The organism is Promicromonospora iranensis (assembly GCF_028994775.1).
Classification (GTDB): Bacteria; Actinomycetota; Actinomycetes; order Actinomycetales; family Cellulomonadaceae; genus Promicromonospora; species Promicromonospora iranensis_A.
The window spans coordinates 329,474-351,362 of sequence record NZ_JAJQMN010000008.1; the positions used below are offsets into that span (position 1 = coordinate 329,474).

Sequence of the window (21,889 nt, forward strand, 5' to 3'; positions counted from 1 at the left end):
CGGAAACCTCAGCCAAGTGAGGAATGATGGGCCGGTGACCGATATGCGCGACCGCCAGCACGCCCCGCAACCCGAGCCGTCACCCTTCGACGACTCGCCGGTCGTGGTCGCCCCCGTCACGCGCCGCACCGTGACGCTGGGCGTGTCCTTGCTGCTGACAGCCGTTCTCTCCGCAGTGGCACTGGTGGTGCCGACGCCGTACGCGATGCGCTCGCCCGGGCCGACCGAGGACACGCTCCAGCGGAACCTGATCCAGATCGAGGGCGCCCGGACGTACGAGTCGACGGGCGAGCTGCGCCTGACGACGGTCTCGGTGCTGGGCGGACCGGGGTACCCGATGCTGTCCGGTCAGGTGATCCAGGGCTGGCTCGACCCGCAGCGCTCGGTGCTGCCCGTGGAAGCGATCTTCCCCGAGGCGACCACCAAGGAGCAGCAGCAGGAGCTCAGCCAGGCCGAGATGGTGTCGTCGCAGGAGTCGGCCACGGCGGCCGCGCTGACCGAGCTCGGCTACGACGTGCCGGCCGTGCTGGACGTGGCGGGTACGGAGCCGGGTTCCGGGGCCGAGGGCAAGCTCAACGAGGGCGACGTCATCGTCGAGTTCCAGGGCGAGCCGGTCGGCACCTACGCGGACCTGATCGACGGCCTGGCCGAGACGAAGCCGGGCGACGACGTGACGCTCGGCGTGCAGCGGGGCAAGCGCACGACGGACGTGGACATCACCACCTCGGGCAACGGTGAGCGGGCGGTGCTCGGCGTCTTCATCGACCCGCACTACGACTTCCCCGTGGACGTCTCCATCGAGATCGAGAACATCGGCGGACCCAGCGCGGGCACCATGTTCGCGCTCGGCATCATCGACAAGCTGACGTCCGAGGACGAGGCGAACGGCCAGGTCATCGCCGGTACCGGGACGATGAGCCCCGAGGGCACGGTGGGCCCCATCGGCGGCATCGAGCAGAAGCTGTACGGGGCCGTCCGGGACGGTGCCACGTGGTTCCTCGCCCCGGCGGACAACTGCCCCCAGGTTGTCGGCAGCGTGCCTGACGGGCTGGACGTCGTGCGGGTGGCGACCCTGGCCGAGGCGCGCGACGCCGTCGAGCAGATCGGGCGGGGCGAGGGCAGCGACCTCCCGACGTGTTCCTGACCTCCCGGTGCAGATGTTGACCGTGTGTTGTACATCTGGAGGATGTGGGAACCTTGTGCCGGGAACCTTGAGCAGAGCCCGGCCGTTCCACCTGGGTACGGCCCAACCATTTGATGACGTGAGGTAACGCAGTCGTGTCCTTCGCCGCAGCACCTCGCCGCCCTTCCGGCGGCGCCCCCCGAGCCCGACGCCGCAGTCCGCTGGGGGTGGCGATAGTCGCGGTCGCCGCCGTGATCGCGGCCCTGCTTCTCCTTGCCCAGTTCTGGACCGAGGTGATGTGGTTCGGACAGCTCGGGTTCTCCCGGGTGATCTGGACCGAGTGGGGCATGCGCGCCGCCCTGTTCGCCGCAGGGTTCGTGATCATGGCCGGCGCCGTGTTCTGGTCGTTCACCGCGGCCTACCGGTCCCGACCCATCTACGCGCCGAGCACCCCCGAGCAGGCGACGCTCGACCAGTACCGCGAGGCGGTCGAGCCGCTGCGCCGGGTCGTCATGATCGCCGCGCCGGTCCTCGTCGGCTTCTTCGCGGGTGTCGCCGCGTCCGCCCAGTGGCGCACGGTCCTGCTGGCGTTCAACAGCGAGCCGTTCGGCCAGGTCGACCCTGAGTTCCAGATGGACCTCGGGTTCTTCGTCTTCCTGCTGCCGGCGCTGCGGTTCACCGTCGGGTTCCTCATCTCGGTTGTGGTGATCGCGGGCATCGCAGGGCTGGTCACGCACTACCTGTACGGCGGCCTCCGGGTCGGGCCGGCCGCTGCGGGCGGTCCGCGTACCACCACCGCCGCGCGCGTCCACCTGGCCGTCATCGGCGCCGTCGGTCTGCTCCTGATCGCCGCCAACTACTGGCTGGACCGGTACTCGCTCCTGACGAACACCGGCGACCGGTTCGACGGCGCCTCGTACTCCGACGTGCACGCGGTGATCCCCGCCAAGGGCATCCTCACCGTGGTCGCGATCTTCGTTGCCGCGCTGTTCATCGTCACCGCGTTCCGTGGCGACTGGCGCCTCCCGGCGATCGGCGTCGGCCTCATGGTCGTGTCCGCCATCGCCATCGGCGGCATCTACCCCGCCGTCGTGCAGCGCTTCCAGGTGAACCCGAACGCCCAGGAGCTGGAGTCCGAGTACATCCAGCGCAACATCGACGCGACGTTGTCGGCGTTCGACATCGGGGACGTCGAGAAGGAGCAGTACGACGCCACGACCGAGGCGGAGGAGGGCGCGCTGCGGTCGGACGCCGAGACCGCCGCGTCGATCCGCCTGCTCGACCCGCAGATCGTGTCGCCGTCGTTCCGTCAGCTGCAGCAGAACAAGCAGTACTACAACTTCGACGACTCGCTGTCGGTAGACCGCTACGAGATCGACGGCGAGTCCCGCGACACCGTGATCGCGGTGCGTGAGCTCAACCTCGACGGCCTCGGCCAGGACCAGCGCAACTGGGTCAACGACCACACCGTGTACACGCACGGCTACGGCGTCGTGGCAGCGTTCGGTGAGCAGCCGGGCCCGGACGGACGCCCCGCATTCTTTGAGGGCGGTATCCCGTCGCAGGGTGCTATCTCGGACATCGAGGAGGGTTACGAGCCGCGCATCTACTTCAGCCCGAGCACCGACACCTACTCGATCGTGGGGGCTCCCGAGGGCACGGAGGCGTGGGAGCTCGACTACCAGGCCGACGACCAGGAGAACGGTGGTCAGGTCAACACGACCTTCACCGGTGACGCAGGGCCGGACATCGGGTCCTTCGGGAGCAAGCTGCTCTACGCGCTGAAGTTCGGTGAGGAGCAGCTGCTGTTCTCGGACCGTGTGACGAGCGAGTCGCAGATCCTCTACGACCGTGACCCGCAGCAGCGCGTCAGCAAGGTCGCACCGTGGCTCACGCTCGACAACAAGGTCTACCCGGCCGTCGTCGACGGCCGTGTGAAGTGGATCGTCGACGCGTACACCACCACGGACGCGTACCCGTACTCCGCGTCGACCCCGCTCGACGAGGCGGTCGCGGACACGCTGACCACCCAGGCCGGCGCCCCGATCGAGCTGCCGGAGGAGGTCAACTACATCCGTAACTCGGTGAAGGCCACGGTTGACGCCTACGACGGGTCGGTCGACCTGTACGCGTGGGACGCCGAGGACCCGATCCTCAAGGCATGGACCAACGTCTTCCCGACGTCGATCAAGCCGATGGACGAGATCTCCGGTGATCTGATGAGCCACCTGCGCTACCCGGAGGACCTGTTCAAGGTGCAGCGCACGCTGCTCAGCCAGTACCACGTGACGGACTCGGCCGAGTTCTTCTCGGGTCAGGACTTCTGGAACAACCCGACGGACCCGACGTCGGACGCGGCCACCGCGCCGCTCCAGCCGCCGTACTACCTGACCCTGCAGATGCCGGGGCAGGAGGAGTCGGCGTTCTCGCTGACGTCGACGTTCATCCCGGGCGGTAACACCGACCGCGAGGTGCTCACAGGCTTCCTCGCCGCGGATGCCGATGCCGGCAACACGGCCGGCGAGGTGGCCGAGGACTACGGCAAGCTGCGCCTGCTGGAGCTGCCACGAGACACGACGGTGCCCGGCCCGGGTCAGGTCCAGAACAACTTCGACTCGAACCCGACGATCTCCGAGCAGCTCAACATCCTGCAGATCGGTGCGTCCACGGTGCGGCGCGGCAACCAGCTGACGCTGCCGGTCGGTGGCGGTCTGCTGTACGTGCAGCCGGTGTACATCCAGTCGACCGGTGGTACGCAGTTCCCGCTGCTGCGCAAGGTGCTGGTGGCCTTCGGTGACGACATCGGCTTCGCCGACACGCTCGACGAGGCTCTGGACCAGGTGTTCGGCGGTGACTCGGGCATCGAGGCCGGTGACGCGGGTACGGCCGAGGACCAGGCGCCGATCGCTCCGCCGGACGGCGAGGCGGAGCCGGGCACGGAGCCCACTACCGAGCCGTCCACCGAGCCCAGCGGTGAGGCCACCACCGAGCCGGGCGCCGGCGGCGGCGGGGCGACGCCGGAGCTGGACGCCGCGCTGCAGGAGGCGGCCGACGCGATGGAGGACGCCAACGCCGCCCAGCGCGAGGGCGACTGGGCTGCCTACGGCGACGCGCAGGACCGCCTGCAGCAGGCGCTCGAGGACGCGATAGCGGCCGAGGAAGCGCAGAGCGGCTCGGCGGGCTGATCCCCGCCGCGCTCTGAGCGCACGACAGAGGCTCCCCGGTGTTCGCACCGGGGAGCCTCTGCGCGTTCAGCCGAGCCGGCGGGCCACCACCACCGAGTTGACGACGTCGTCGGTGGGGTGGACCACCTCCAGCACTTCGAAGCCGGGCATGGCGCGCAGGTCCACCGGCGGGTACAGAAGGGTGCGCAGGCCGCGCGCGCTGCGCGCGAGCAGTATGGCGCCGGGCCGCATCGAGTCCGCCATCTGCCGCACGATCGACGCCTTCGCCGACGGCGTCTCGCCCACCAGCGCCGCGAGCACCACGGCGTCGTAGCCCCCGAGGTCGGCGACGGCGGCGTCGGCCTGCTCGAACCGGACCCCTGATGCACCGGTCCGGGCGGTGACCCGTCGCGCGAGGGCGACCGCTGCGGGGTCCCGGTCCAGGCCGACGGCGGGGCAGCCGAGCGCCTCGGCGTACCCCACGGTGCTGAGGGGGAGGGGGCCGCAGCCGAGCACGGCCACCGACGTCGGCGTGCCGGCCGAATGGGTGAGCAGGCGTACCTCGAGGGCGGTGAGCCGGTGATAGTTGTCGAGGTAGGGGAACGCAGCCAGCGCGGCACCCGGATCCGGCGCCGTGGCGATGCGCTCCGCCCAGTCGTGCTCGAGCGCGGTCTCGCCGCGCGCCGAGAGATCGCGGATGGCGCTCATGCGTTCTTTGACGTCCGGGTGCACGAGGATCTCGCGGGCGTGACGGTCGGGCGTCGCGAGGACCGTCTGCACCAGCTCGCCGAAGAGAGCGTTCGTCCGCGGGTCCGGTCGTAGATGGGGCAGTGTGGCAAGCTCGTCGGTGAGGTGGACGATCCGGTCGGTGGTCAGGGTGGTGTCGCTCAGCTCCGTCGGCATGGGATCGATGGTTCCACGGCCGGATCGGTTCGAGCCCTTGTGACCTGCGTCTCTACTGCCTGACCCGGTTTGCACTCAGCCCCCGGGCGTGCGTAAAGTAGGGGTTACCGCCGCGGGGTGGAGCAGTTCGGTAGCTCGCTGGGCTCATAACCCAGAGGTCGCAGGTTCAAATCCTGCCCCCGCTACAAAATGAAGGCCCTGACCAGTGCAGATGCACAGGTCAGGGCCTTCGGTCTTGAACCCGGTCACCAGAAACTCACCATTTTGGTGCCTGTAAGCACACCGACCCAGCGCGAACGCTGCCCAACTGTGCAGGTCGAGGGCGGCGTGCGGGCGATGGGATTTGAGGTACTGATCGGCAGGCCGTGGATTCAAGTCCGGAGCCGACAACCGGTGGCCTGTCTGACAGGTGCAACGTAGATCCTGCTTGAACAGGGTTGCGGCCACGTCGATGTGCGGTTCCGGCGCTGCGATATCGCTTGTCGGACACCCGCCCGGTACACCCGGCAGGCGAGCAGACGCGCCGACGTCTTGCGCTCTCAAGCGCCTGGGACGCGCGACGCCGCTGGCACGTCGGGGGGATCGACGTGCCAGCGACACGGCTCGCGAGGGAGCGTCCTGGAGGATCAGCGGGTGGCGCGGTCTGCCCGCAGGACCGTGGCGGTGACGACGTCGGGTCGGGCGATCATGGCCAGGTGCCCGGCCGGCAAGCAGATGAGGGTGCACTACGCCCCGGTCGGACAACGGTAGCCATTCCCGCGTCCTGCCCTCAACACCGGTGGCGCGCGCACGACTTCCTCGTCCGCAGGGTTCGCGGATCGCGCGCCCACCGCCGCTCTCAGACGCCTCCTCGGACGATGGAAGGAAGCCAGTTGCCGATGCCCGAACTGAATGTGATCGAGCGGCCGAGAGCGCTGACCCGCAAGAGGCCATGATCGAGCATCAGATGTGGAAACCTCCGGAGACTTCGATCGACTGGGCGTTGACCCAGCGGTTGTCGTCGGAGAGCAGGCTCGCGATGACACTGCCTACCTCGTCGGGTTCGCCGACCCGGCCGAGTGCCGTGGCGCCTGCCAGCTGCGCCTCGAACTCGTCGTTCAGGCCGCCGCCGAGCTCGGTGCGGATGGCGCCGGGCGCGATCGAGTTCGCCCGGATCTGGCGGTCGCCGAACTCCTGGGCCATGTAGCGGGTCAAGACCTCGAGGCCGCCCTTGAAGCTCGCGTACGGCGCGACACCGATGGTCGCCACGCGGCTCGTCGCGCTGACGAGGTTCACGATCTGGCCGCCGTCGGCGATCAGAGGCAGCAGGGTCTGGGTGAGGAAGAACGGGCCCTTGAGGTGCACGCGGAACAGGCCGTCGAACTGCTCCTCGGTGACCGTGGCGATGGGGTTGTAGAGGCCGTAGCCGGCGTTGTTGACCAGGTAGTCGAAGTCTGTCCGGCCCCAGGTCTCCTGCAGGGTGCTGCGGACCGTCGTGGCGAAGGCCGCGAAGGAGGTGGTGTCGGTGACGTCGAGCTCCAGTGCCACCGCAATGCCGCCGTCGGCCTTGATCTTGCCGACGACGTCCGCGGCCGCGTCCGGGTTGCTGTTGTAGGTGATGATGACGCCGAGGCCGCGTCGGGCGCAGGCCAGTGCTGTGGCGGCGCCGATACCGCGGCTGCCGCCGGTGATGATCACGATGTTCATGACCCTGAGTCTTCGTCCGCGGCGGCGGCCGAAGAAGGGCGAGACTACCTAGGAGTGCCGCACCCTGGATGCGAGAACCTCGCACCCGTACCGCCCCCGCACCGTGCCTAGCCGTCCCTGACGAAGATCGGGGTGTCACCACACCACCCTCAGGCCGATCACAACGGCCGTCCGGGTCAAGCTGGCGCGACGCCCGGCCCGCCGCCGAGCCGGGCCGTCAGTTCTGGACGGGAGCTGATGCCGACCTTGGTGTACACGGCCTTGACGTGGTCACGGACCGTGTGGATCGAGAGGTGGAGTCCCGTGGCGATCTCCTTGATCGAGCGACCTTCGACAAGCATCGACGTGAGCTGGGTCTCGCGTTCGGTCAGGCCGTAGAGCGCGACCATCAGCGGCCACATGGAGGCGCCGGTTGCCGGCTCGAGCCCGAGGACGACGGCGCCGTCGACGGCGCCGCGCAGCACCTCGGCACGCACCGTCACCAGCTCACCGCTCGTTATCCGGATTCGGGAGCGTGCCGGCCGCAGCTGGCGACCTCCAGCAGGACCGGAGGCCAGCTGGTCCTTCTGGGCGCGCGCCTGGAGCGTGATCCAGCGCAGCGACGCGGGAAGTTCTTCGTCCGACGTGCGGACGCCCAGGCGTTCGAGCCAGCGCCCGCCGTCCGGCGTGAAGCCGAGCACCCGGTCGGCAGGGTCGACGACGACCGTGCCCGACCGCTCGCCGGCAGCCGTGCCAGACCACTCGCCGCTGTTGTGCACCACGGTTCGCAGCAGGTCGGTGCGCAGTGCCAGGCCGACGTCGCGTGAGATGGCCGAGATGACGGCGACCTCGTCTCGCGTGAAGTCGGGCAGGTCCTCGCCGCGGTACAGGCACGCGGCGCCCCAGGTCCTTCCGCCGTTGCGTGCCAGCACCCGCATCTGGTCGCCGGCACCAGATACCCGGTAGTGACCGTCGAACTGGGCGGAGCGGGCGTGCTGGCCTGGTAGGGCCAGCCCAAGGGTGGAGACGTTGCGGCTCTGCCGGTCGAGCTCGTCGAGGCGGTTGACGTCGTTGGTGGCTACCTCGTACTGCAGCGCTGGGTACTCGAACGGCCGTAGCTCCATCGGGAGCAGGGTCTCCGGGTCGGACGTCCACCAGTCGCCGCCGTCGAACTGGACCACCTTCCGCAGGCGGCGTTCGACCTCGTCCAGGAACTCCCTTGCCGCGGGTGGGCGGGCCGCGAGATCCGCGACGGTCTCGCGTAGTGCGACGACACGACGGTCATGCAGGGAGATCTGGGAGGTGACCACCTCGTCACAGTACGAGGCCCGGGTGGGTTGCGACATCCCCCAGGTGCGGGGGTGTTCATCACCCCCAAGGTGGGGGATGGGCGCACGGCACTGGCCCGCCCACTCTGGAGCCATGTCAACCACTTCCGCATCCGCCGGTCCGACGGCCAGCCGACCCCGTGGCACGTCCCGGGGCCGGGGGCCGCAGGACGCCGAGCTCCCGATACGACCGGGCCTCTTGCTCGCCGTCCTCGCGATCACCCAGCTCACCATCCAGCTCGACACGACCATCGTCACGGTCGCGCTGCCGTCGGCGCAGGCGGACCTCGGCATCTCCGACGCGGACCGGCACTGGGTCGTGACCGCCTACGCCATCACCTTCGGCGGCCTGCTGCTTCTCGGCGGCCGGGTCGGAGACTACCTGGGGCGTAAGCGCGCTCTGGTGTGGTCACTGGTCGGGTTCGGCATCGCGTCCCTCCTGGGAGGCTTCGCCGGCAGTGCGGGCTTGCTGTACGCGGCGCGTGCACTGCAGGGTGCCTTCGGTGCCGTCCTCGCACCGGTGGTCCTCTCGCTGATCACCACGAACTTCACCGAGCCGGCCCAGCGAGCCAAGGCATTCGCGGTGTGGGGCGGGGTAGGCGGCCTGGGCGCATCGCTCGGACTGATCCTGGGCGGCGTCCTGACCGAGTACACCTCCTGGCGCTGGACCCTGCTGGTCAACGCCCCGCTGGCGATCGCTATCGCCGTCGCAGCGCTGCTCGTCGTCCGGGAGACGAAGGTCGCTGTCCGCGGCCGGCTCGACCTGCCCGGAACGGTGACGTCGACCCTCGGCGTCGCGGCGATCGTCTACGGCGCCACCCTCGCAGAGGCGTACGGCTGGGCCTCGGTCCAAGCCTTGGCGCCGATCGTGGGAGGGCTGCTCCTGCTGGCTGCCTTCGTCGGCATCGAGCATCGGACGAAGGACCCGCTGCTTCCGCTGTCCGTGCTCACCGACCGCGTCCGCGGCAGCGCGTTCGGAGCGACCGCGCTCCTGGCCGGCGCCATCTTTGCCAGCAACGTGCTGATCATCTACTACCTGCAGCAGGTGCGCGGCTACAACGCGCTCGAGTCCGGGCTGGCCTTTCTACCCACGACCCTCGCCGTTCTCATCTTCGCCACGGTAGGCGGGCGACTCATGCTCAGGTTCGGGCCACGCGTCGTGATCGCGACCGGCGCGGCGTCAGGTGTCGCCGGGTTCCTGATCCTCGCCTCGGCGAGCAGCGCCACCGGGCTCGCCGTCCTGTTGCCCGCGATGGCACTGGTCGGCGCCGCAGTCGGCTTGTCCTGGCCCGCGCTGAGCGCCACAGCCCTGACCGGCGTCCCGGACGAGCACTCCGGGGCAGCGGGCGGAACGGTGAACGCCGCCCAGCAGGTCAGCGGTGCGGTGGTCATCGCCGTGCTGAACACCGTCGCCGCCACCGTGACGGTCGGCAGCGGCTCGCTCATGGACGGACTGTCTGTGGCCCTCCTGGTGTGCGCCGGTCTCATGGTCGCCACCGTGCTCGTCTCCCTCAACATCACCGTCCCCCGTGAAAGGACCCAGTCATGACCCTCTCCGACCTCACCACCGAAGCCCCGCTGAGCACTGGCTACGACACCGCGACCCGCGACGACCCGGCCTTCCAGGACACGTTCCGGCACGGCTTCACCACCATCGACGACCTGCAGATGCACTACGTCGTGGGCGGTGACGGGCCGACCCCGATCGTGCTGCTGCACGGGTTCACCGAGACCTGGTACGGCTGGCTGCCGATCATGACGGACCTCCTGCCCGGGCACACCGTGATCGCCGTCGACCTCCCCGGCCTCGGCGACAGCACCGGCTCTCTCCGATCGCACGACAAGGTCACCCTGGCCGGGTATGTTCACCGGCTCCTGGACCTGCTGGGCTTCAGCAGCGGCGTGCAGCTCGTGTCGCACGACGCCGGGAGCGGTATCGCGTTCGCCCTGGTCACCCAATGGCGCGACCAGTTCACGGGCTGGCTGATGATGGACTTCCCGATCGTCGGCGGATCGCTGCACTATGACCACGTGCGCCCGCTGTCCTTCCACTTCGCGTTCCACGAGCAGGAGCCCCTGTTCGAGGACCTCGTCGCAGGGCGCGAGCGTCTCTACCTCGACTACTTCTACCGGGTCCAGGCGGGTGGCGGAGAGCTGCCGATGACGCCCGAGGTCCTCGACGAGTACGTGCGGGCCTATGCCCGGCCGGCTGCGCTGCACAACGGGTCCCGCTACTACCAGGCGTGGCCGCAGGACGAGGTCGACAACCGACTGGCGATGGCGCAGCCGCTGGCAATCCCCGTGCACGTCCTGGCTCAGGCACCACTGTTCGACTCCTTCCTGGGGGCCGTCCGGGACGCCGCGCCCCAGGCCACGGGTGCGGCGTTGGACACCGGTCACTGGATGCTGCACGAGGCACCCGAGGCGGTCCTGACCGCGATCAAGGAACACTTCGGCTACCGGCCGTGATCCTGTCGGGCTCGCCCAGCGATGGTGCGCGACGACGGTGCCGGCTCTCGCAGCTGGCACCGTCGAGGCGCTCCGTACGCGTCAGCCGTGGAGCCCGCAGCCTGACGCCGCGTGTTCCCTCTTGGCTCCTATGGTGGCGACGGTGATCAGTACCTCTTCGCGGCTGCTGCAGCTGCTGTCCCTGCTGTGGTCGCGGGCGAGCTGGACGGCGGGCGAGCTTGCGCAGCGGATGGAGGTCACGGAGCGGACGGTGCGACGTGATGTCGCTCGGCTGCGCGACCTCGGCTACGACGTCGAGTCGGATCCAGGTCACTGGGGTGGTTACCGGCTCAGGGAGAGTCGCGGCCAGCTGCCCCTCGTGCTCGACGACGAGGAGGCGCTGGCTGTCAGCGTGGCGCTGCGGGAGGCGGCGCAGACGAGGGTGCTCGGTGATGACCAGGCGGTGCTGTCGGCGCTGTTGAAGCTGCGCCAGCTGCTGCCGGCGCAGGTGGCGTCGCGGCTCGGCGCGATGGACGACGTGTTCGAGCACACCACGAGGGTCTGTGGGCAGCCGCTCTCGCCCGGGATGCTCGCCGGGTTGGCGCGGGTCTGTCGGCGCAGCGAGCGGATCACGTTGTCCTATCGGAGCATGCAGGGGACCGACACGGTGCGTGACGTGGATCCGTATCGCCTGGTCTTCACCGGGAACCGCTGGTACCTCGTGGCGCTGGACGTGGCCAAGGGGTCCTGGCGGACCTTCCGCGCCGACCGTGTGATCGATGCCCATCCCACTGGCCGGGTGGTGCGTCTGCAGGATCCCCCCGACGCCGCACGGCTCGTCGCCGAGATGCTTGTCAGCGACTACCCGCTCTACGCCGTCGTGCGCCTGCCGCTCTCTCTCGACGACGCGATGCGCGCGGTGCCGCCCACAGCCGGTACTCATGAGCCCGACGGGCCGCACGCCACGATCGTGCGGATCGGCGGCACGGACGCGGAGTCCCTCGGGCAGTATCTGGTGCGTCTGGGGGTTCCGCTGACGGTCCTCTCCCCGGATCCCGTGCGGGAGGCGGTACGACGACGTGCCGTCGCGCTGGCCGAGAGCAACGGCCTAGCCGGGGCGACGAGCTCGTCGCCCCGGCCGTAGCGCCGTCGCCCGCGGTGCTGTCAGAGGTCGACGATGGTGGTGTCCGCGATGCCGGTGGCCAGCTCCGGACCATAGGCCGAGGCAGGGCTCTGGAAGCCGGCAGTGAGCTGCCCGTCGAGCACCCGGCGCGCAATCTCCACCGAGCTCAGCTGGGTGAACGTGTATCCAGTAGGCGTGTCGATCAGCGACCGCGCTACCCGACCGTCCCGGCCGGTCACCTCCGCCAACGCCAGGTAGCGGCCCTGACTGCGCTCATCCGCGGTGGGCCCCGGGTTGGCGTCGTCGACGTCAGGGAAGCCCGCATCCGTACCCAGGAACACCTCGATGTTCCCGATGCCGGTCGACCGCAGTCCGGTGATCAGGTCGCCCATCGGAACTGGTACGCAGTCCTCCGGTCCGTTGCCGAAGTCGAACGACCGCGTGGCGGCCTCGTCGAGTCGCGTTAACTCGCCGGACCGGCGCACGAGGGTTCCCAGCTCCTCGATGCCTGCCGAGCTGGCGAGCGAGCCGCGGGAGAACCCGCCTGTCACGCGCAGCGCGATCGTGAGTTTCTCGGCATCAGGCACCCGGCGGGCGGTGTGCAGGGCGAGGCTGTCGCTCGGGACGACGTCCCAGCCCGTGCCGGACATGATCATGACCCCGGCACGAGACGCCTCGACGTCCTTTGACTCCGCCAGCGCGAAGATCTCGAACTCCGCCGTGGTATCGAGATAGTGCACGCCGGCCTCGATGGCCGCGTCCATCAGCTGACGTGCCGTGTGCCGGAACGGCCCGGCGACATTGAGCACGCAGTCGACGTCCTGCAGCGCACTGCGCACCCCGTCGGCGTCATCGACCTCGAACACACGGGATTCAACGCCCAGCGCGCCCGCCAGCTCGCGGACCTTTCCGGCGTCCCGTCCGGCGACCCTCACGTCCAGACCGATCTGCACCGCCCGCTCCGCGATCAGACGGCCGGTGTACCCGGTCGCACCGTAAATCAGCAGTCGTCCGCTCATGCTGTCTGTTCCTTTCTCCGGGCCGGGCGTTTTCCCGGTCCATCTGCACGCTATGGACCGACCCGGACAGGTTCAGTCCGCAAAGCGATGCCGGTCGTGTGATCCAGCGGACATCGGTGCGCGCTGATCGCGTTCGCCAAACTCTGGATTCGTCCGTGCGCCAGTAGCCTGTCCGAGGAACCGAAGAGGTAGGACGAGCAATGAGCACCGAGCCTCGCGAGCTTCGCGCGGATGCGCGTGAGAACCGCCTCCGCATCCTGGCGGTCGCGACTGACGTCATCGAGCAGCAGGGCACGATGGCGTCGCTGAACGAGATCGCCAAGCGTGCCGGAGTAGGTCCTGGCACGCTCTACCGCCACTTTCCCTCGCGAGAAGCCCTGCTCGCGGAGGTGCTGGCGACATGGGTGACACGAGTGGAGGAAGCCGCCCAGTCGGCTCCTGTGCGGACTCGCGACGATCTCGTGGACTGGCTCGGCCGCCTTGCCGGAATCGCGAGCGGATACCGCGGACTGGCCGCGAGCATGGCCGCGAGCATGGACGACGAGGCCTCCCCGCTGCGTCATGCGCATCGCGCGAGCCTTGTGGCCAACACTCTCGTGTTCGAGCGTGCCCGCGAGGCCGGACTGATCGACCACGCCGTGGATTCAGGAACTGTGGCCCGGCTCGTCACCGGCGTGGCGATGGTCGCGGAGCAGGCGACGCTGCCGCCCGAACAGGTGCGCGACATGCTCCGGGTGATCCTGGACGGGTTGACCGCACGCTCTGACTGAACCACGGAGGGCGCACGGGAAAGCACCTGGTGGTGCCAGCCCGTGCGTCCCTCCGGCGGTCAGCGCTGCTGCGCGATCGCGGCGATCTCCGTGGCCAGGTCGTACTCCAGGGGCCCGCGCTCCTGCATGCCCTTCTCGAGCAGCCGCCCGACAGTAGCGCCGACCTCAGGGTTGGAGACTGCCGCCCAGTAGGCGTCGGAGTGCAGCGGGTACTCCGCGTCCGGCAGGCGCGTGTACTTGTTGATGAACTCCTTGACCTCCACGATCGCCTGGTGGTCCCACCCGGACACGCGCCGGGCGAAGCGGGACACGAACTCGTCCAGTTCTGCGTCCGGGAGCGCGCGGTTGACGTAGCCGTACTTCTCCGCGAGAGCTCCGTCGAAGTCCTCGCCGCCGAGCAGGATCTCCATCGTGCGCCCGCGGCCGACCAGGGAGGGCAGTCGTCCGCTGGCGCCGCCGCCGGTGACGGCGTTGAGTGCGATCTCGACCTGGGCGAGCTTGGTCTTCTCCAGGCTGGCGAAGCGCATGTCCATGGCCAGCACCAGCTCGCTGCCCGCGCCGCGGGTGATGCCCCGGATGGCGGCGATCGTCACGGCGTCGAGCTTGCTCATGCGGACGGTGATGTCGACCCAGGCGGTGTAGTCGGTGGCCTTGGGCAGGGCCTCCGCGAGCTCGTTGTCGACGGTGACGTCGTAGTGGGCGATGTAGAAGTCGGGGTCGGCGCTGTCGAACACCACGACGTTGACCGTCTTGTTGTTCTCCAGCTCGGTGAGCAGCGCCTTGAGGTCCCTCATCATCTCCAGCCCGATGACGTTGATCGGTGGGTTGTTGAAGGTCACGCGCCAGAACGTGGGCGACTCGACCGTCAGGGTGAGGTGCTTGGGGTTGAACTCTTCGAGGAACGTCATGCCGCAGCCTTTCCAAGTATTCGGAGAGGGTCTCCGATTACTTGGTGTGCAGCATCGGCGAGCTTGCTGGTATTCCCGGGCGGGATTTCTCCTTGGCGTGCCTCGCCCCGCCTCCTCACGGCTGCGTGGTTCGGGTGGCCTCGAGCGTGCCGAGGAGGGCGAGGGCGTCCGCGCTGGGGCTTCCTGCCGGTGCGGTCGCGACGGTGAGCTGCTGTCCGGGTGCTTCGCGGACGTCGAGCGTCTGGTAGGTCAGGGTGATCCGGCCGACGTTTGGGTGGTTGATGACCTTCTCGGTCAGGCTGAGGCCGGCCACGGTCTGGTCTGCCCAGAAGGCTGCGAACTCTGGCGACCCGGCGAGCATGCGGGACGCGAGCGGAGGGACGGCCGGGTGCGGGTTGGCGAAGCCCGCGGCCAGGCGCAGGGCGCTGACCGCAGCGCGTGCGACGTGGTCCCAGTGGGTGAAGTAGGTGCGCGCGGCGGGGTCGACGAACAGGAAGTCGAACGCCCCGACTGCCAGCTGCGAGGGGCCGAGAAGCGCCTTGGCCGTGGTGTTGGCGGCCAGGATCTGGAAACCGGGGTCGACGACATAGGCAGCGGCGTGCGGGAAGGCGTCCATGAGCTGGAGCAGGTCAGGGCTGACCGGTCCGGGCGCCGGCTGGGAGGCGGGTGCGAGCTTCGCGAGGCGGAAGGTGTGCTCACGGGCGTCCGGGCTGAGCCGCAGGGCAGTGCAGAGGGCGTCCACGACCTGCGCCGACGGGGTGCGTTCGCGGCCCTGCTCGAGACGGGCGTAGTAGTCGGCGCTGACGCCGGCCAGCACGGCGACCTCCTCGCGCCGCAGCCCGTCGACCCGCCGCGCGCCGACGTCGGGCAGGCCGACGTCGGCGGGCGTGAGGCGGGAGCGCTGGGCGCGGAGGAATTCGCCGAGGGGGCCGGGTGGTGTCGCCATGCCTTTCACGCTAACCGCGTTCGGCGGGCTCGGACAGGGTGCGGTCCTCCCTGTCTCGCGACCCGGAGTGCCACCGCACGCACAGGTTCACAGCCGTGCTCGTTCATGCGACCGGGTCGCGCAGGATCGTGCGCAACGTGTCCTGCGGCGTGCTGCGCGTGAAGGCGTCCAGATGGACCTCGTGGTGCGGCCCGCTGCGGTGGAGACCGCGCTGCTGCGCGAAGTCGCCGAGCCGTCCGAGCGTGGCGAACTCCTCGGCGAACGGGCCGTGGTGCATGACCTGGACGACGTCCTGCTCGGCGATGGTGAAGACGGTGACGTCGTCGGACGCCGTGTCCGCGGTGCTGGCCGCGCGGGTGCGAGCAGCATCGACGTCCCGCTGGGTAGTGCCGGCCGGGACCTGGGAAAGGACCCGGTAGAGCAGGGACGGGACCGGGTTGACGCTGTAGAAGTCGGCGATCTCGACGGACCGGGACCCCTCGGGGTACCAGTACTGGATCTCCTCGACCGGCGCGGAGCCGGTGGCCTGGTTCAGCTCGCCGGCGATGTCGGTCACCAAGGTCTTCTTGCGGTAGAACTCGTCGGTCCCCGGCGCTCCGTCGCCCAGGACGGCGACATAGGTCACCGCGGGGGTGCGAACGTGCTCGGGGTCATCGGCGGCCTGCAGATGCTCGGTGGGCTGTGTCTTCAACATGGGTGTTCCTTCGCGGATCGGTGCGGGGTCAGGGCCAGGTCGTGCATCAGCTCGGCTCGGGCCTGGCGGGGTCGGTGCGGGCGATGGTGGACTCCAGGCCGGTGCGGATGCGGTCCATGGTCTGGGCGTAAGCCTGGTCGATGTCGATGCCGAGCTTGTCGGCCAGGACGAACGTCCACCACATCGACTCGGCGAGCTTGTGCTCCAGCTCCGCGCGCGGGTCACCATCGATGCCCCAGGTGCCGTCGTTCGCGAGCAGGAGACGTCCGATGTAACCGACGTCGTTGGAGAAGCCGAGCATCAGCTCGTGCAACGACCACGTCTTGCCGTTGAACCGCTCCTCCAGTACCTCGTAGAGAGCGCGGACGGCGAGGGCCTGTTCGCGGGCGGCAGCGAGCGATGGTGCGGACTGAGTCATCAGTGTCTTCCTTCGAAGGTGGCGGAACGAGAGTCAGCGGCCGGTGCGGGGAAGGCGGCCATGGCGCGCTCCGCCATCGCCAACAGGGACTGCCTTGGGGTCCCGTCGGCGGCGCGGACTGCGAAGCCGCTGCTGAGTGTGATCAGGAAGGTGGCGAGCTCGTCGGGGTCTTCCCCCGCCTGCAGGTCGCCGTCGGCGAGCGCGCGCCGAAACCGGTCCGCGAACATCCGCTGGACCATGGCGCGGTTCTCCGCGAGCACGGCGTACTCGCCCGAGTCGTCCGGCGTGGCGATGGCTTGTACCGACAGGCAGCCGGCCGGTCGCCCGGGCATGGTCACGGCGAGTGCGTTGCCGACGAGGAACGCCTGGGCGCACTCCCATGCCGTGGGCCGTTCCAGGGCGTCGGCGACGTATGCCATGTTGCGTTCGACGTACCGGCGCAACGCTGCCTGAAACAGCTGCGCCTTGTCGCCGAACGCCCCGTAGACGCTCGGCTTGTTGACGCCCATCGCCGCGGCCAGCTCCGTCAGGCTGGCGCCCGCGAAGCCTCGACGCCAGAACACCTCCACCGCGGCGTCCAGCGCCTCGTCCGTGTCGAAGGCACGCGGTCTGCCCGGTCCAGCCATGGTCACCTCCTGCTCGGATGCCGCTTCCTTGTTTTCTTAACGAGCGGTACAAAATCATGGTGCCACAGGTTCGGGGCCTGTGTCATGGCCAGCAGCTGATCGAGAGGGGGGTGCAGTCCTCCCTGGATCACCCGCCCTTCCTCGCAGCCTCGCGCCGCCGCAGGGTTGGCGTGCGGGGCGGCCGATCGACGGCCTGACCTCCACAGCCTTCCAGTGAAGACCACGACAACGAGGGAGCACGACATGCCTGGAACTGAGCCCGACACCACGATCGCCGAGTGGATTGCCGCGACCAATACGCACGACTCTGCCGCCTACCTGGCGTTCTTCACCGATGACGCCGTACTGGACGATCCCTCGGTCGGGGAGGTCTTCGAGGGGCTTGCGGGGATCAACGAGTACTTCCAGTCCTACTTCATCGGCTATGACACCCAGACACGACTGCTCAGCACCGAGCCACGCGACGGGTATCTCCACGTCGCTGTCGAGTTCACCGGCAACTTCCCCGAGAGGCGCGTCGGCGGAATCTTCGACGTCACCCTGACCGCCGAGAACAAGATCGCGCACGTACGGGCCGACCTGCGCCGGTAGGGGTGGCGCTCCAACGACCCTTATCCCGCTCGGGCACGGCGCGAACGACGAGGAGGGGCATCCGGTCACATCGGTTGCCCCTCCTCGTCGTCTCAGATCTGGCTCGTGCGGTCAGGCGACCGTCGCATCGATCGTGACCGGGATGTTGCCGCGGGTGGCGTTCGAGTACGGGCAGACCTTGTGTGCTGCCTCGATCAGCTGGTCGGCGGTGGCCTGGTCCACTCCGGCGAGCTCGACGTGCAGCGCGGCGCTCAGGCCGTACGCGCCACCCTCTTCCGCGTGGATACCTACCTCGGCTACCACCGCGGAGTCGGTGAAGGTGATCTTCTGTGCGGCGGCGACGCCCTTGAGGGCGCTGTGGAAGCAGGACGCCCAGCCGGCCGCGAAGAGCTGCTCCGGGTTGGTGCCTCCGCCCGGCCCGCCCATCGCGGTGGGGACGGCGAGGGTCAGGTCCAGGACGCCGTCGTCGGTCGCCGCGCGGCCTCCGGCGCGACCGTCACCGGTAGAGGTCGCCACTGCGGTGTAGATGCTGTCAGCCATGGTGATGCTCCTTCGTTGTGGGGCCAGCGCCGGGGCGCGCCGGCCAATGGGGGAGTGGGCGGGTCAGCTGGTCGCGCGGGCCGCGGACTCGATGAGGTTCGCCGTCCTGGCCGGGTGCGAGATGTACCCGACGTGCGAGGCGTCGACCGTGGTGGTGTGTGCGCCCATGCGCTCGGCGAGGAATCGCTGTGCCACCGGGGAGATGGCCTTGTCCTGGGCCGAGATCTGGTACCAGCTGGGGATCGTCTCCCACGCGGGCTCGCCGGACTGCTCGTCCAGGGACGCCGCGGCAGCCGGGCGCTGAGTCGCGGCCATGAGGCGGGTCTGCCGCGAGGGCAGGTCCGCGGCGAAGATCCGCTGGAACCGAGCAGGATCGATGGTGACGTCGACGCCGCCCGGGTAGGGGCGGAAGACCAGCGCGTCCGGCGTCAGCTCGCTGCCCGGGTACTGCGCGGGGTCGTTGAACTTGTTGATCGTCTCGCCCAGGTCCGGGGCGAAGGCTGCCACGTACACCAGTGCTTCGACGTTCTCTGCGCCGGTGGCGGCGTTGGTGATGACCGCGCCGCCGTAGGAGTGGCCGACCAGGACCACGTCGCCGTCGACCGAGTCGACGACGCTGCGGACGTAGGCGGAGTCGGATGCCAGGCCGCGCAGCGGGTTGGCGACGGCGAGCACGGGATAGCCGTCGTGCTGCAGCTCGCCGACCACGCCGCCCCAGCCACTGGCGTCCGCGAACGCGCCATGCACGAGTACGACGGTGGGCTTCTCGGTCTTGCTGTGGCCGGGGTGCCGGCTGTCGGCCTGTGCCAGTCCTGCGCCGACGCCGAGTGTCAGCGCTACGCCCAGGGCGGCGCCGATGGTGGTGCGCAGCGGCCGTCGGAGCGGATTGCCGAGCCTCATGAGGGTCCCTCTCGTTCGAACGTCCGTCGGTAGACGAACTAGTACGTCTACCGTACGTCCGAAGTGACAGCAGCACAAGGTGCTCTGCGGCGGGAGGTCGGTGGGATGCAGAAGGCCGGAGCCTGGCGCCACGGTCGTGGTGTCAGACTCCGGTCCCTTGCCGCGGGCGGCTGCTGCGCGGGGGTGAGACGCTCAGCCGGCGGTGCGCGTTGCCCGGCTGGCGTCGATGACTGCGAAGATCGCCCGTTCCAGGGCGCCACCCACGCGGGACGGCTCGTCGAGGGAGCCGGCCACCATGGCGCCGTCGCGCAGCATCATGACCTCGTCTGCGGCCCGCGCTGGGTCGTTCACACCGATCCGGCCGAGCATCCCGGCGAACGTCGCCCGGTACCAGCCGCGGTGCTGCGCGACCACCTTTCGGACTGGCCCTTCCGGATCGGGGTACTCGGCCGCCGCGTTGATGAACGCGCACCCCCGAAAGCCCGGCTTGCAGCTCTCGGCGCCGATCGCCGCCGCGAACCGCCGCAGCGCCTGGGCGTCGTCGCTGGAGGAGCGGCGCAGACCGTCGAGCGCTCCGCGCTCCCACGCTGCCTGACGTTCCAAGTAGGCCACCACGAGGACGTCCTTGGTCCGGAAGTACCGGTAGAACGTCACCTTCGTGACGCCGGAGAGCTCGATGATCTTGTCCGCGCTGATCGCGCGGATCCCGCGCGCGTAGAACAGCTCGGATGCAGCGTCGAGGATCCGATCCCGGACGGAACGCTTTGCGGTTCCGTCAGCATCCGCAGGCGGCCGCTCTGGCGTCGTGGTGCTCATCTGCCTGCGTGCTCCCGTGTCTGTCCGGATCGATGTGAGCAAACAGGATACTCCGCGGTGTACTGACGTGTTCGTCTACTGCCGCCACGAGATGCGTCCGAGGTGTCGATGTTTGCGGACCACCACCCAAGAAGCGATGTCCGCAGTGATTCGAGCCCCGCAACAAATACGCAACAGATTCAGTCCAAACGGGTCCAGCCACGCCCAGGCCCCTCCCCTGAGGTTGCGCTAGCATCGTCCCTGTCAGTTGGGTCATCCCCCGAGAAACCAAGGTAGATCCCGCCGACTCCAGCCCCTTCCGTAGTGGGACAACTCGGGCACAACGAGTTCCAGAGGTCGCAGGTTCAAATCCTGCCCCCGCTACAAATCTGATGTCGCAGGACATCAGAATGGCCCGAACCCACGAAATGTGGGTTCGGGCCATTGTCATGTCTGGGGTTTGGTGCCGCGTGGCGGAGCTTGCCCGCGATGCGCAGGGTGATCGAGATCGAAAGGCTCGTTCGAGTGAGCCCATCACATCGGGTATCAACCGCTGGTGCAGCACGGTGCGGATGCCAAGCACCGCGAGCTGTGTGCTCATCCGACAGGTTCAGCCTGCCGCTTGGGTGGCTTGGCCCAGTGGTATGCACCGGCGCGCTGCCGCTCCCACGCGAGGATCTGGCGGGCGTACCTGTTGTTGAGCTCGTTGAACCAGGCTCCCGCTCTCCCGGTGATCACGGCGTCGGTGGCGGTGTCGTCCGGCCGGGTGCGCTGGACCAAGCCGTCGTTGGGTCCGAGGCTCATCGCGATGACCAGGTAGGCGAGCCGGAACGATGGCGCTGGCCTGCCGGTGATCTCGGCGACGATGGTGGCAGCGGCGTGGGCGCCCTGGGGGGCTGCGGTCGCGCAAGCCATGCGCAGATGGCTGTTGCTGGACGACCCTATGACGCACCCGTCGCCGGCGCCGAGGATCTCAGGATTGGTTGGGGTGCGCATGGTGTCGTCGACGACGAGCCGCCCGGCTCTGTCCACTTCGAGGCCACTGTCTCGGGCAAGGGAGGGTACGGCGAACGACGCCGCCCAGACCACGCAGTCGGCTCTGATCGTTCGCCCGTCCTGGGTGACGACACCCTCCGGGGTCACTTCGGCGACGCGAGTGTTCTCGTGCAGCTCGATGCCGGTAAACGCCCGGGATCCACGTAGGTAGTCGCGTCCTCGCTCCGACAGCGTCGGGCCGACACGTCCGGAGGTGACCAGACGCAGGCGCAGGTGCGGCCGGGCCGCCGCGAGTTCCGTGGAGAGCTCGATTGCCGTGGTCCCACCGCCGACGATCAGCACCGAGCCGCCATCTGACAGGTCGTCCAACCTGGAACGCAGGTCACGGGCGACGGCAAGGTTCGTGATCGAATGGGCGTAGCTTTCCGATCCCGGGACAGCCGTGACCGCAGAACCGCTACCGACTGCGTAGACGAGGCGGTCATACGACTCGGACCAGGGCTCGTTCGATATGGAATCTCGCGTGTGCACCACGCGGGCATCCGGGTCGATCCGTGCCACAGTGCCGGCGCGAATACGAACGTCCTGGTGCACCAGGTCGCGTAGCGCCCAACGGGAAGCTGTTTCCGCGTTGTGTCGTGCGGCGACCTCGTGCAAGCGGATGCGTTCGACGAACGAGTCGTTCGGGCTGATCATCGTGATCGAGACCCGCTTGCTGAGCTTCCCGGCGAGCCTGTTGGCTGCCATGATTCCGCTGTATCCGCCGCCCAGGACCAGCACCCTGACCAGTGGGGCGTCGCGCGCGGCGCTCATGCTTGGGCCACCGTCGTGACGGGCGAGGCCGCACCGGTGGGGAAGTGCGTGAAGAACGTCGATGGCGAGATGGCTTTGCACCCGCCTGCGACGAGCTCGTCGATAAACGACAACGCTAA

At 69.0% G+C, this 21,889-nt stretch carries 20 protein-coding genes and 1 tRNA gene; 8 read left to right on the plus strand and 13 right to left on the minus strand.

Annotated features, from left to right (window positions below; genetic code table 11):
* Positions 1-43: 43 nt before the first annotated feature.
* Together LUU90_RS17200 and LUU90_RS17205 are read left to right on the plus strand one after the other, a co-directional pair.
* Complete coding sequence (locus LUU90_RS17200) at positions 44-1,144, plus strand: YlbL family protein (RefSeq protein ID WP_275004880.1); 1,101 nt, start codon at positions 44-46, stop codon at positions 1,142-1,144.
* A gap of 134 nt (positions 1,145-1,278) precedes the next feature.
* Entirely contained in the window at positions 1,279-4,308 is a 3,030-nt protein-coding gene (locus LUU90_RS17205; protein ID WP_275004842.1) for a UPF0182 family protein, read from the plus strand.
* 66 nt (positions 4,309-4,374) lie between these two features.
* Here LUU90_RS17205 and LUU90_RS17210 read toward each other — a convergent pair whose 3' ends face one another.
* A complete protein-coding gene (locus LUU90_RS17210; protein ID WP_275004843.1) occupies positions 4,375-5,190 on the minus strand; it encodes a nicotianamine synthase family protein in 816 nt (271 codons plus the stop codon).
* A gap of 111 nt (positions 5,191-5,301) precedes the next feature.
* Between LUU90_RS17210 and LUU90_RS17215 the strand changes: the two genes are divergently transcribed.
* Positions 5,302-5,375: transfer RNA gene (locus LUU90_RS17215), tRNA-Met, on the plus strand.
* A gap of 757 nt (positions 5,376-6,132) precedes the next feature.
* On the opposite strand, the gene LUU90_RS17220 is transcribed toward LUU90_RS17215, so the two are convergent.
* Complete coding sequence (locus tag LUU90_RS17220) at positions 6,133-6,876, minus strand: SDR family NAD(P)-dependent oxidoreductase (RefSeq protein WP_275004845.1); 744 nt, start codon at positions 6,874-6,876, stop codon at positions 6,133-6,135.
* A 176-nt stretch (positions 6,877-7,052) separates the two neighbouring features.
* Positions 7,053-8,165 carry a helix-turn-helix transcriptional regulator gene (locus LUU90_RS17225; protein ID WP_275004846.1) on the minus strand — a complete coding sequence of 371 codons (1,113 nt, stop codon included), beginning with the start codon at positions 8,163-8,165 and terminating at the stop codon, positions 7,053-7,055.
* Positions 8,166-8,277: 112 nt separating this feature from the next.
* Between LUU90_RS17225 and LUU90_RS17230 the strand changes: the two genes are divergently transcribed.
* The 3 genes from LUU90_RS17230 (at position 8,278) to LUU90_RS17240 (ending at position 11,775) form a co-directional block, all read left to right on the plus strand.
* Positions 8,278-9,732, plus strand: a complete 1,455-nt coding sequence (locus LUU90_RS17230; protein ID WP_275004847.1) for an MFS transporter — start codon at positions 8,278-8,280, stop codon at positions 9,730-9,732.
* Complete coding sequence (locus LUU90_RS17235) at positions 9,729-10,652, plus strand: alpha/beta fold hydrolase (RefSeq protein ID WP_275004848.1); 924 nt, start codon at positions 9,729-9,731, stop codon at positions 10,650-10,652. The genes LUU90_RS17230 and LUU90_RS17235 overlap by 4 nt, the downstream gene beginning before the upstream one ends.
* Positions 10,653-10,794: 142 nt before the next feature.
* Positions 10,795-11,775, plus strand: coding sequence for a helix-turn-helix transcriptional regulator (locus LUU90_RS17240; protein WP_275004850.1), 981 nt, complete (start codon positions 10,795-10,797; stop codon positions 11,773-11,775).
* 20 nt (positions 11,776-11,795) lie between these two features.
* On the opposite strand, the gene LUU90_RS17245 is transcribed toward LUU90_RS17240, so the two are convergent.
* Positions 11,796-12,773 carry a saccharopine dehydrogenase family protein gene (locus LUU90_RS17245; RefSeq protein ID WP_275004851.1) on the minus strand — a complete coding sequence of 326 codons (978 nt, stop codon included), beginning with the start codon at positions 12,771-12,773 and terminating at the stop codon, positions 11,796-11,798.
* A gap of 200 nt (positions 12,774-12,973) precedes the next feature.
* Between LUU90_RS17245 and LUU90_RS17250 the strand changes: the two genes are divergently transcribed.
* The gene (locus LUU90_RS17250; protein ID WP_275004852.1) at positions 12,974-13,543 is read left to right on the plus strand and encodes a TetR/AcrR family transcriptional regulator; all 570 of its coding nucleotides are present in this window, start codon (positions 12,974-12,976) and stop codon (positions 13,541-13,543) included.
* Positions 13,544-13,602: 59 nt separating this feature from the next.
* Here the strand turns inward: LUU90_RS17250 and LUU90_RS17255 are convergent, their stop codons facing one another.
* The 5 genes from LUU90_RS17255 to LUU90_RS17275 form a co-directional block, all read right to left on the minus strand.
* Positions 13,603-14,451 carry an enoyl-CoA hydratase/isomerase family protein gene (locus tag LUU90_RS17255; protein ID WP_275004853.1) on the minus strand — a complete coding sequence of 283 codons (849 nt, stop codon included), beginning with the start codon at positions 14,449-14,451 and terminating at the stop codon, positions 13,603-13,605.
* A gap of 115 nt (positions 14,452-14,566) precedes the next feature.
* Entirely contained in the window at positions 14,567-15,397 is an 831-nt protein-coding gene (locus LUU90_RS17260; protein WP_275004855.1) for a helix-turn-helix transcriptional regulator, read from the minus strand.
* Between the two features lie 103 nt (positions 15,398-15,500).
* Positions 15,501-16,091 (minus strand): GyrI-like domain-containing protein, encoded by a 591-nt coding sequence (locus LUU90_RS17265; RefSeq protein ID WP_171104768.1) that lies wholly within the window; start codon positions 16,089-16,091, stop codon positions 15,501-15,503.
* 46 nt (positions 16,092-16,137) lie between these two features.
* A complete protein-coding gene (locus tag LUU90_RS17270; protein ID WP_275004857.1) occupies positions 16,138-16,509 on the minus strand; it encodes a hypothetical protein in 372 nt (123 codons plus the stop codon).
* Positions 16,509-17,135 carry a TetR/AcrR family transcriptional regulator gene (locus LUU90_RS17275; protein WP_275004858.1) on the minus strand — a complete coding sequence of 209 codons (627 nt, stop codon included), beginning with the start codon at positions 17,133-17,135 and terminating at the stop codon, positions 16,509-16,511. The genes LUU90_RS17270 and LUU90_RS17275 overlap by 1 nt, the downstream gene beginning before the upstream one ends.
* 243 nt (positions 17,136-17,378) lie before the next feature.
* Between LUU90_RS17275 and LUU90_RS17280 the strand changes: the two genes are divergently transcribed.
* Positions 17,379-17,726 carry a nuclear transport factor 2 family protein gene (locus tag LUU90_RS17280; protein ID WP_275004859.1) on the plus strand — a complete coding sequence of 116 codons (348 nt, stop codon included), beginning with the start codon at positions 17,379-17,381 and terminating at the stop codon, positions 17,724-17,726.
* 111 nt (positions 17,727-17,837) lie between these two features.
* Here the strand turns inward: LUU90_RS17280 and LUU90_RS17285 are convergent, their stop codons facing one another.
* From LUU90_RS17285 to LUU90_RS17300, 4 genes are all read right to left on the minus strand, one after another.
* Complete coding sequence (locus tag LUU90_RS17285) at positions 17,838-18,266, minus strand: organic hydroperoxide resistance protein (RefSeq protein WP_275004860.1); 429 nt, start codon at positions 18,264-18,266, stop codon at positions 17,838-17,840.
* A 63-nt stretch (positions 18,267-18,329) separates the two neighbouring features.
* Positions 18,330-19,166 (minus strand): alpha/beta hydrolase, encoded by an 837-nt coding sequence (locus LUU90_RS17290; RefSeq protein WP_275004861.1) that lies wholly within the window; start codon positions 19,164-19,166, stop codon positions 18,330-18,332.
* Positions 19,167-19,358: 192 nt separating this feature from the next.
* Positions 19,359-19,982, minus strand: coding sequence for a TetR/AcrR family transcriptional regulator (locus LUU90_RS17295; RefSeq protein ID WP_275004862.1), 624 nt, complete (start codon positions 19,980-19,982; stop codon positions 19,359-19,361).
* A 576-nt stretch (positions 19,983-20,558) separates the two neighbouring features.
* Entirely contained in the window at positions 20,559-21,770 is a 1,212-nt protein-coding gene (locus LUU90_RS17300) for an NAD(P)/FAD-dependent oxidoreductase (protein WP_275004863.1), read from the minus strand.
* Positions 21,771-21,889 lie beyond the last annotated feature (119 nt).

Coding starts and splice junctions, on each gene's coding strand:
- LUU90_RS17200 (WP_275004880.1), top strand. CDS start 44: ATGCGCGACCGCCAGCACGCCCCGCAACCCGAGCCGTCACCCTTCGAC.
- LUU90_RS17210 (WP_275004843.1), bottom strand. CDS start 5,190: ATGCCGACGGAGCTGAGCGACACCACCCTGACCACCGACCGGATCGTC.
- LUU90_RS17220 (WP_275004845.1), bottom strand. CDS start 6,876: ATGAACATCGTGATCATCACCGGCGGCAGCCGCGGTATCGGCGCCGCC.
- LUU90_RS17230 (WP_275004847.1), top strand. CDS start 8,278: ATGTCAACCACTTCCGCATCCGCCGGTCCGACGGCCAGCCGACCCCGT.
- LUU90_RS17235 (WP_275004848.1), top strand. CDS start 9,729: ATGACCCTCTCCGACCTCACCACCGAAGCCCCGCTGAGCACTGGCTAC.
- LUU90_RS17245 (WP_275004851.1), bottom strand. CDS start 12,773: ATGAGCGGACGACTGCTGATTTACGGTGCGACCGGGTACACCGGCCGT.
- LUU90_RS17250 (WP_275004852.1), top strand. CDS start 12,974: ATGAGCACCGAGCCTCGCGAGCTTCGCGCGGATGCGCGTGAGAACCGC.
- LUU90_RS17255 (WP_275004853.1), bottom strand. CDS start 14,451: ATGACGTTCCTCGAAGAGTTCAACCCCAAGCACCTCACCCTGACGGTC.
- LUU90_RS17260 (WP_275004855.1), bottom strand. CDS start 15,397: ATGGCGACACCACCCGGCCCCCTCGGCGAATTCCTCCGCGCCCAGCGC.
- LUU90_RS17265 (WP_171104768.1), bottom strand. CDS start 16,091: ATGTTGAAGACACAGCCCACCGAGCATCTGCAGGCCGCCGATGACCCC.
- LUU90_RS17270 (WP_275004857.1), bottom strand. CDS start 16,509: ATGACTCAGTCCGCACCATCGCTCGCTGCCGCCCGCGAACAGGCCCTC.
- LUU90_RS17275 (WP_275004858.1), bottom strand. CDS start 17,135: ATGGCTGGACCGGGCAGACCGCGTGCCTTCGACACGGACGAGGCGCTG.
- LUU90_RS17280 (WP_275004859.1), top strand. CDS start 17,379: ATGCCTGGAACTGAGCCCGACACCACGATCGCCGAGTGGATTGCCGCG.
- LUU90_RS17285 (WP_275004860.1), bottom strand. CDS start 18,266: ATGGCTGACAGCATCTACACCGCAGTGGCGACCTCTACCGGTGACGGT.
- LUU90_RS17290 (WP_275004861.1), bottom strand. CDS start 19,166: ATGAGGCTCGGCAATCCGCTCCGACGGCCGCTGCGCACCACCATCGGC.
- LUU90_RS17295 (WP_275004862.1), bottom strand. CDS start 19,982: ATGAGCACCACGACGCCAGAGCGGCCGCCTGCGGATGCTGACGGAACC.
- LUU90_RS17300 (WP_275004863.1), bottom strand. CDS start 21,770: ATGAGCGCCGCGCGCGACGCCCCACTGGTCAGGGTGCTGGTCCTGGGC.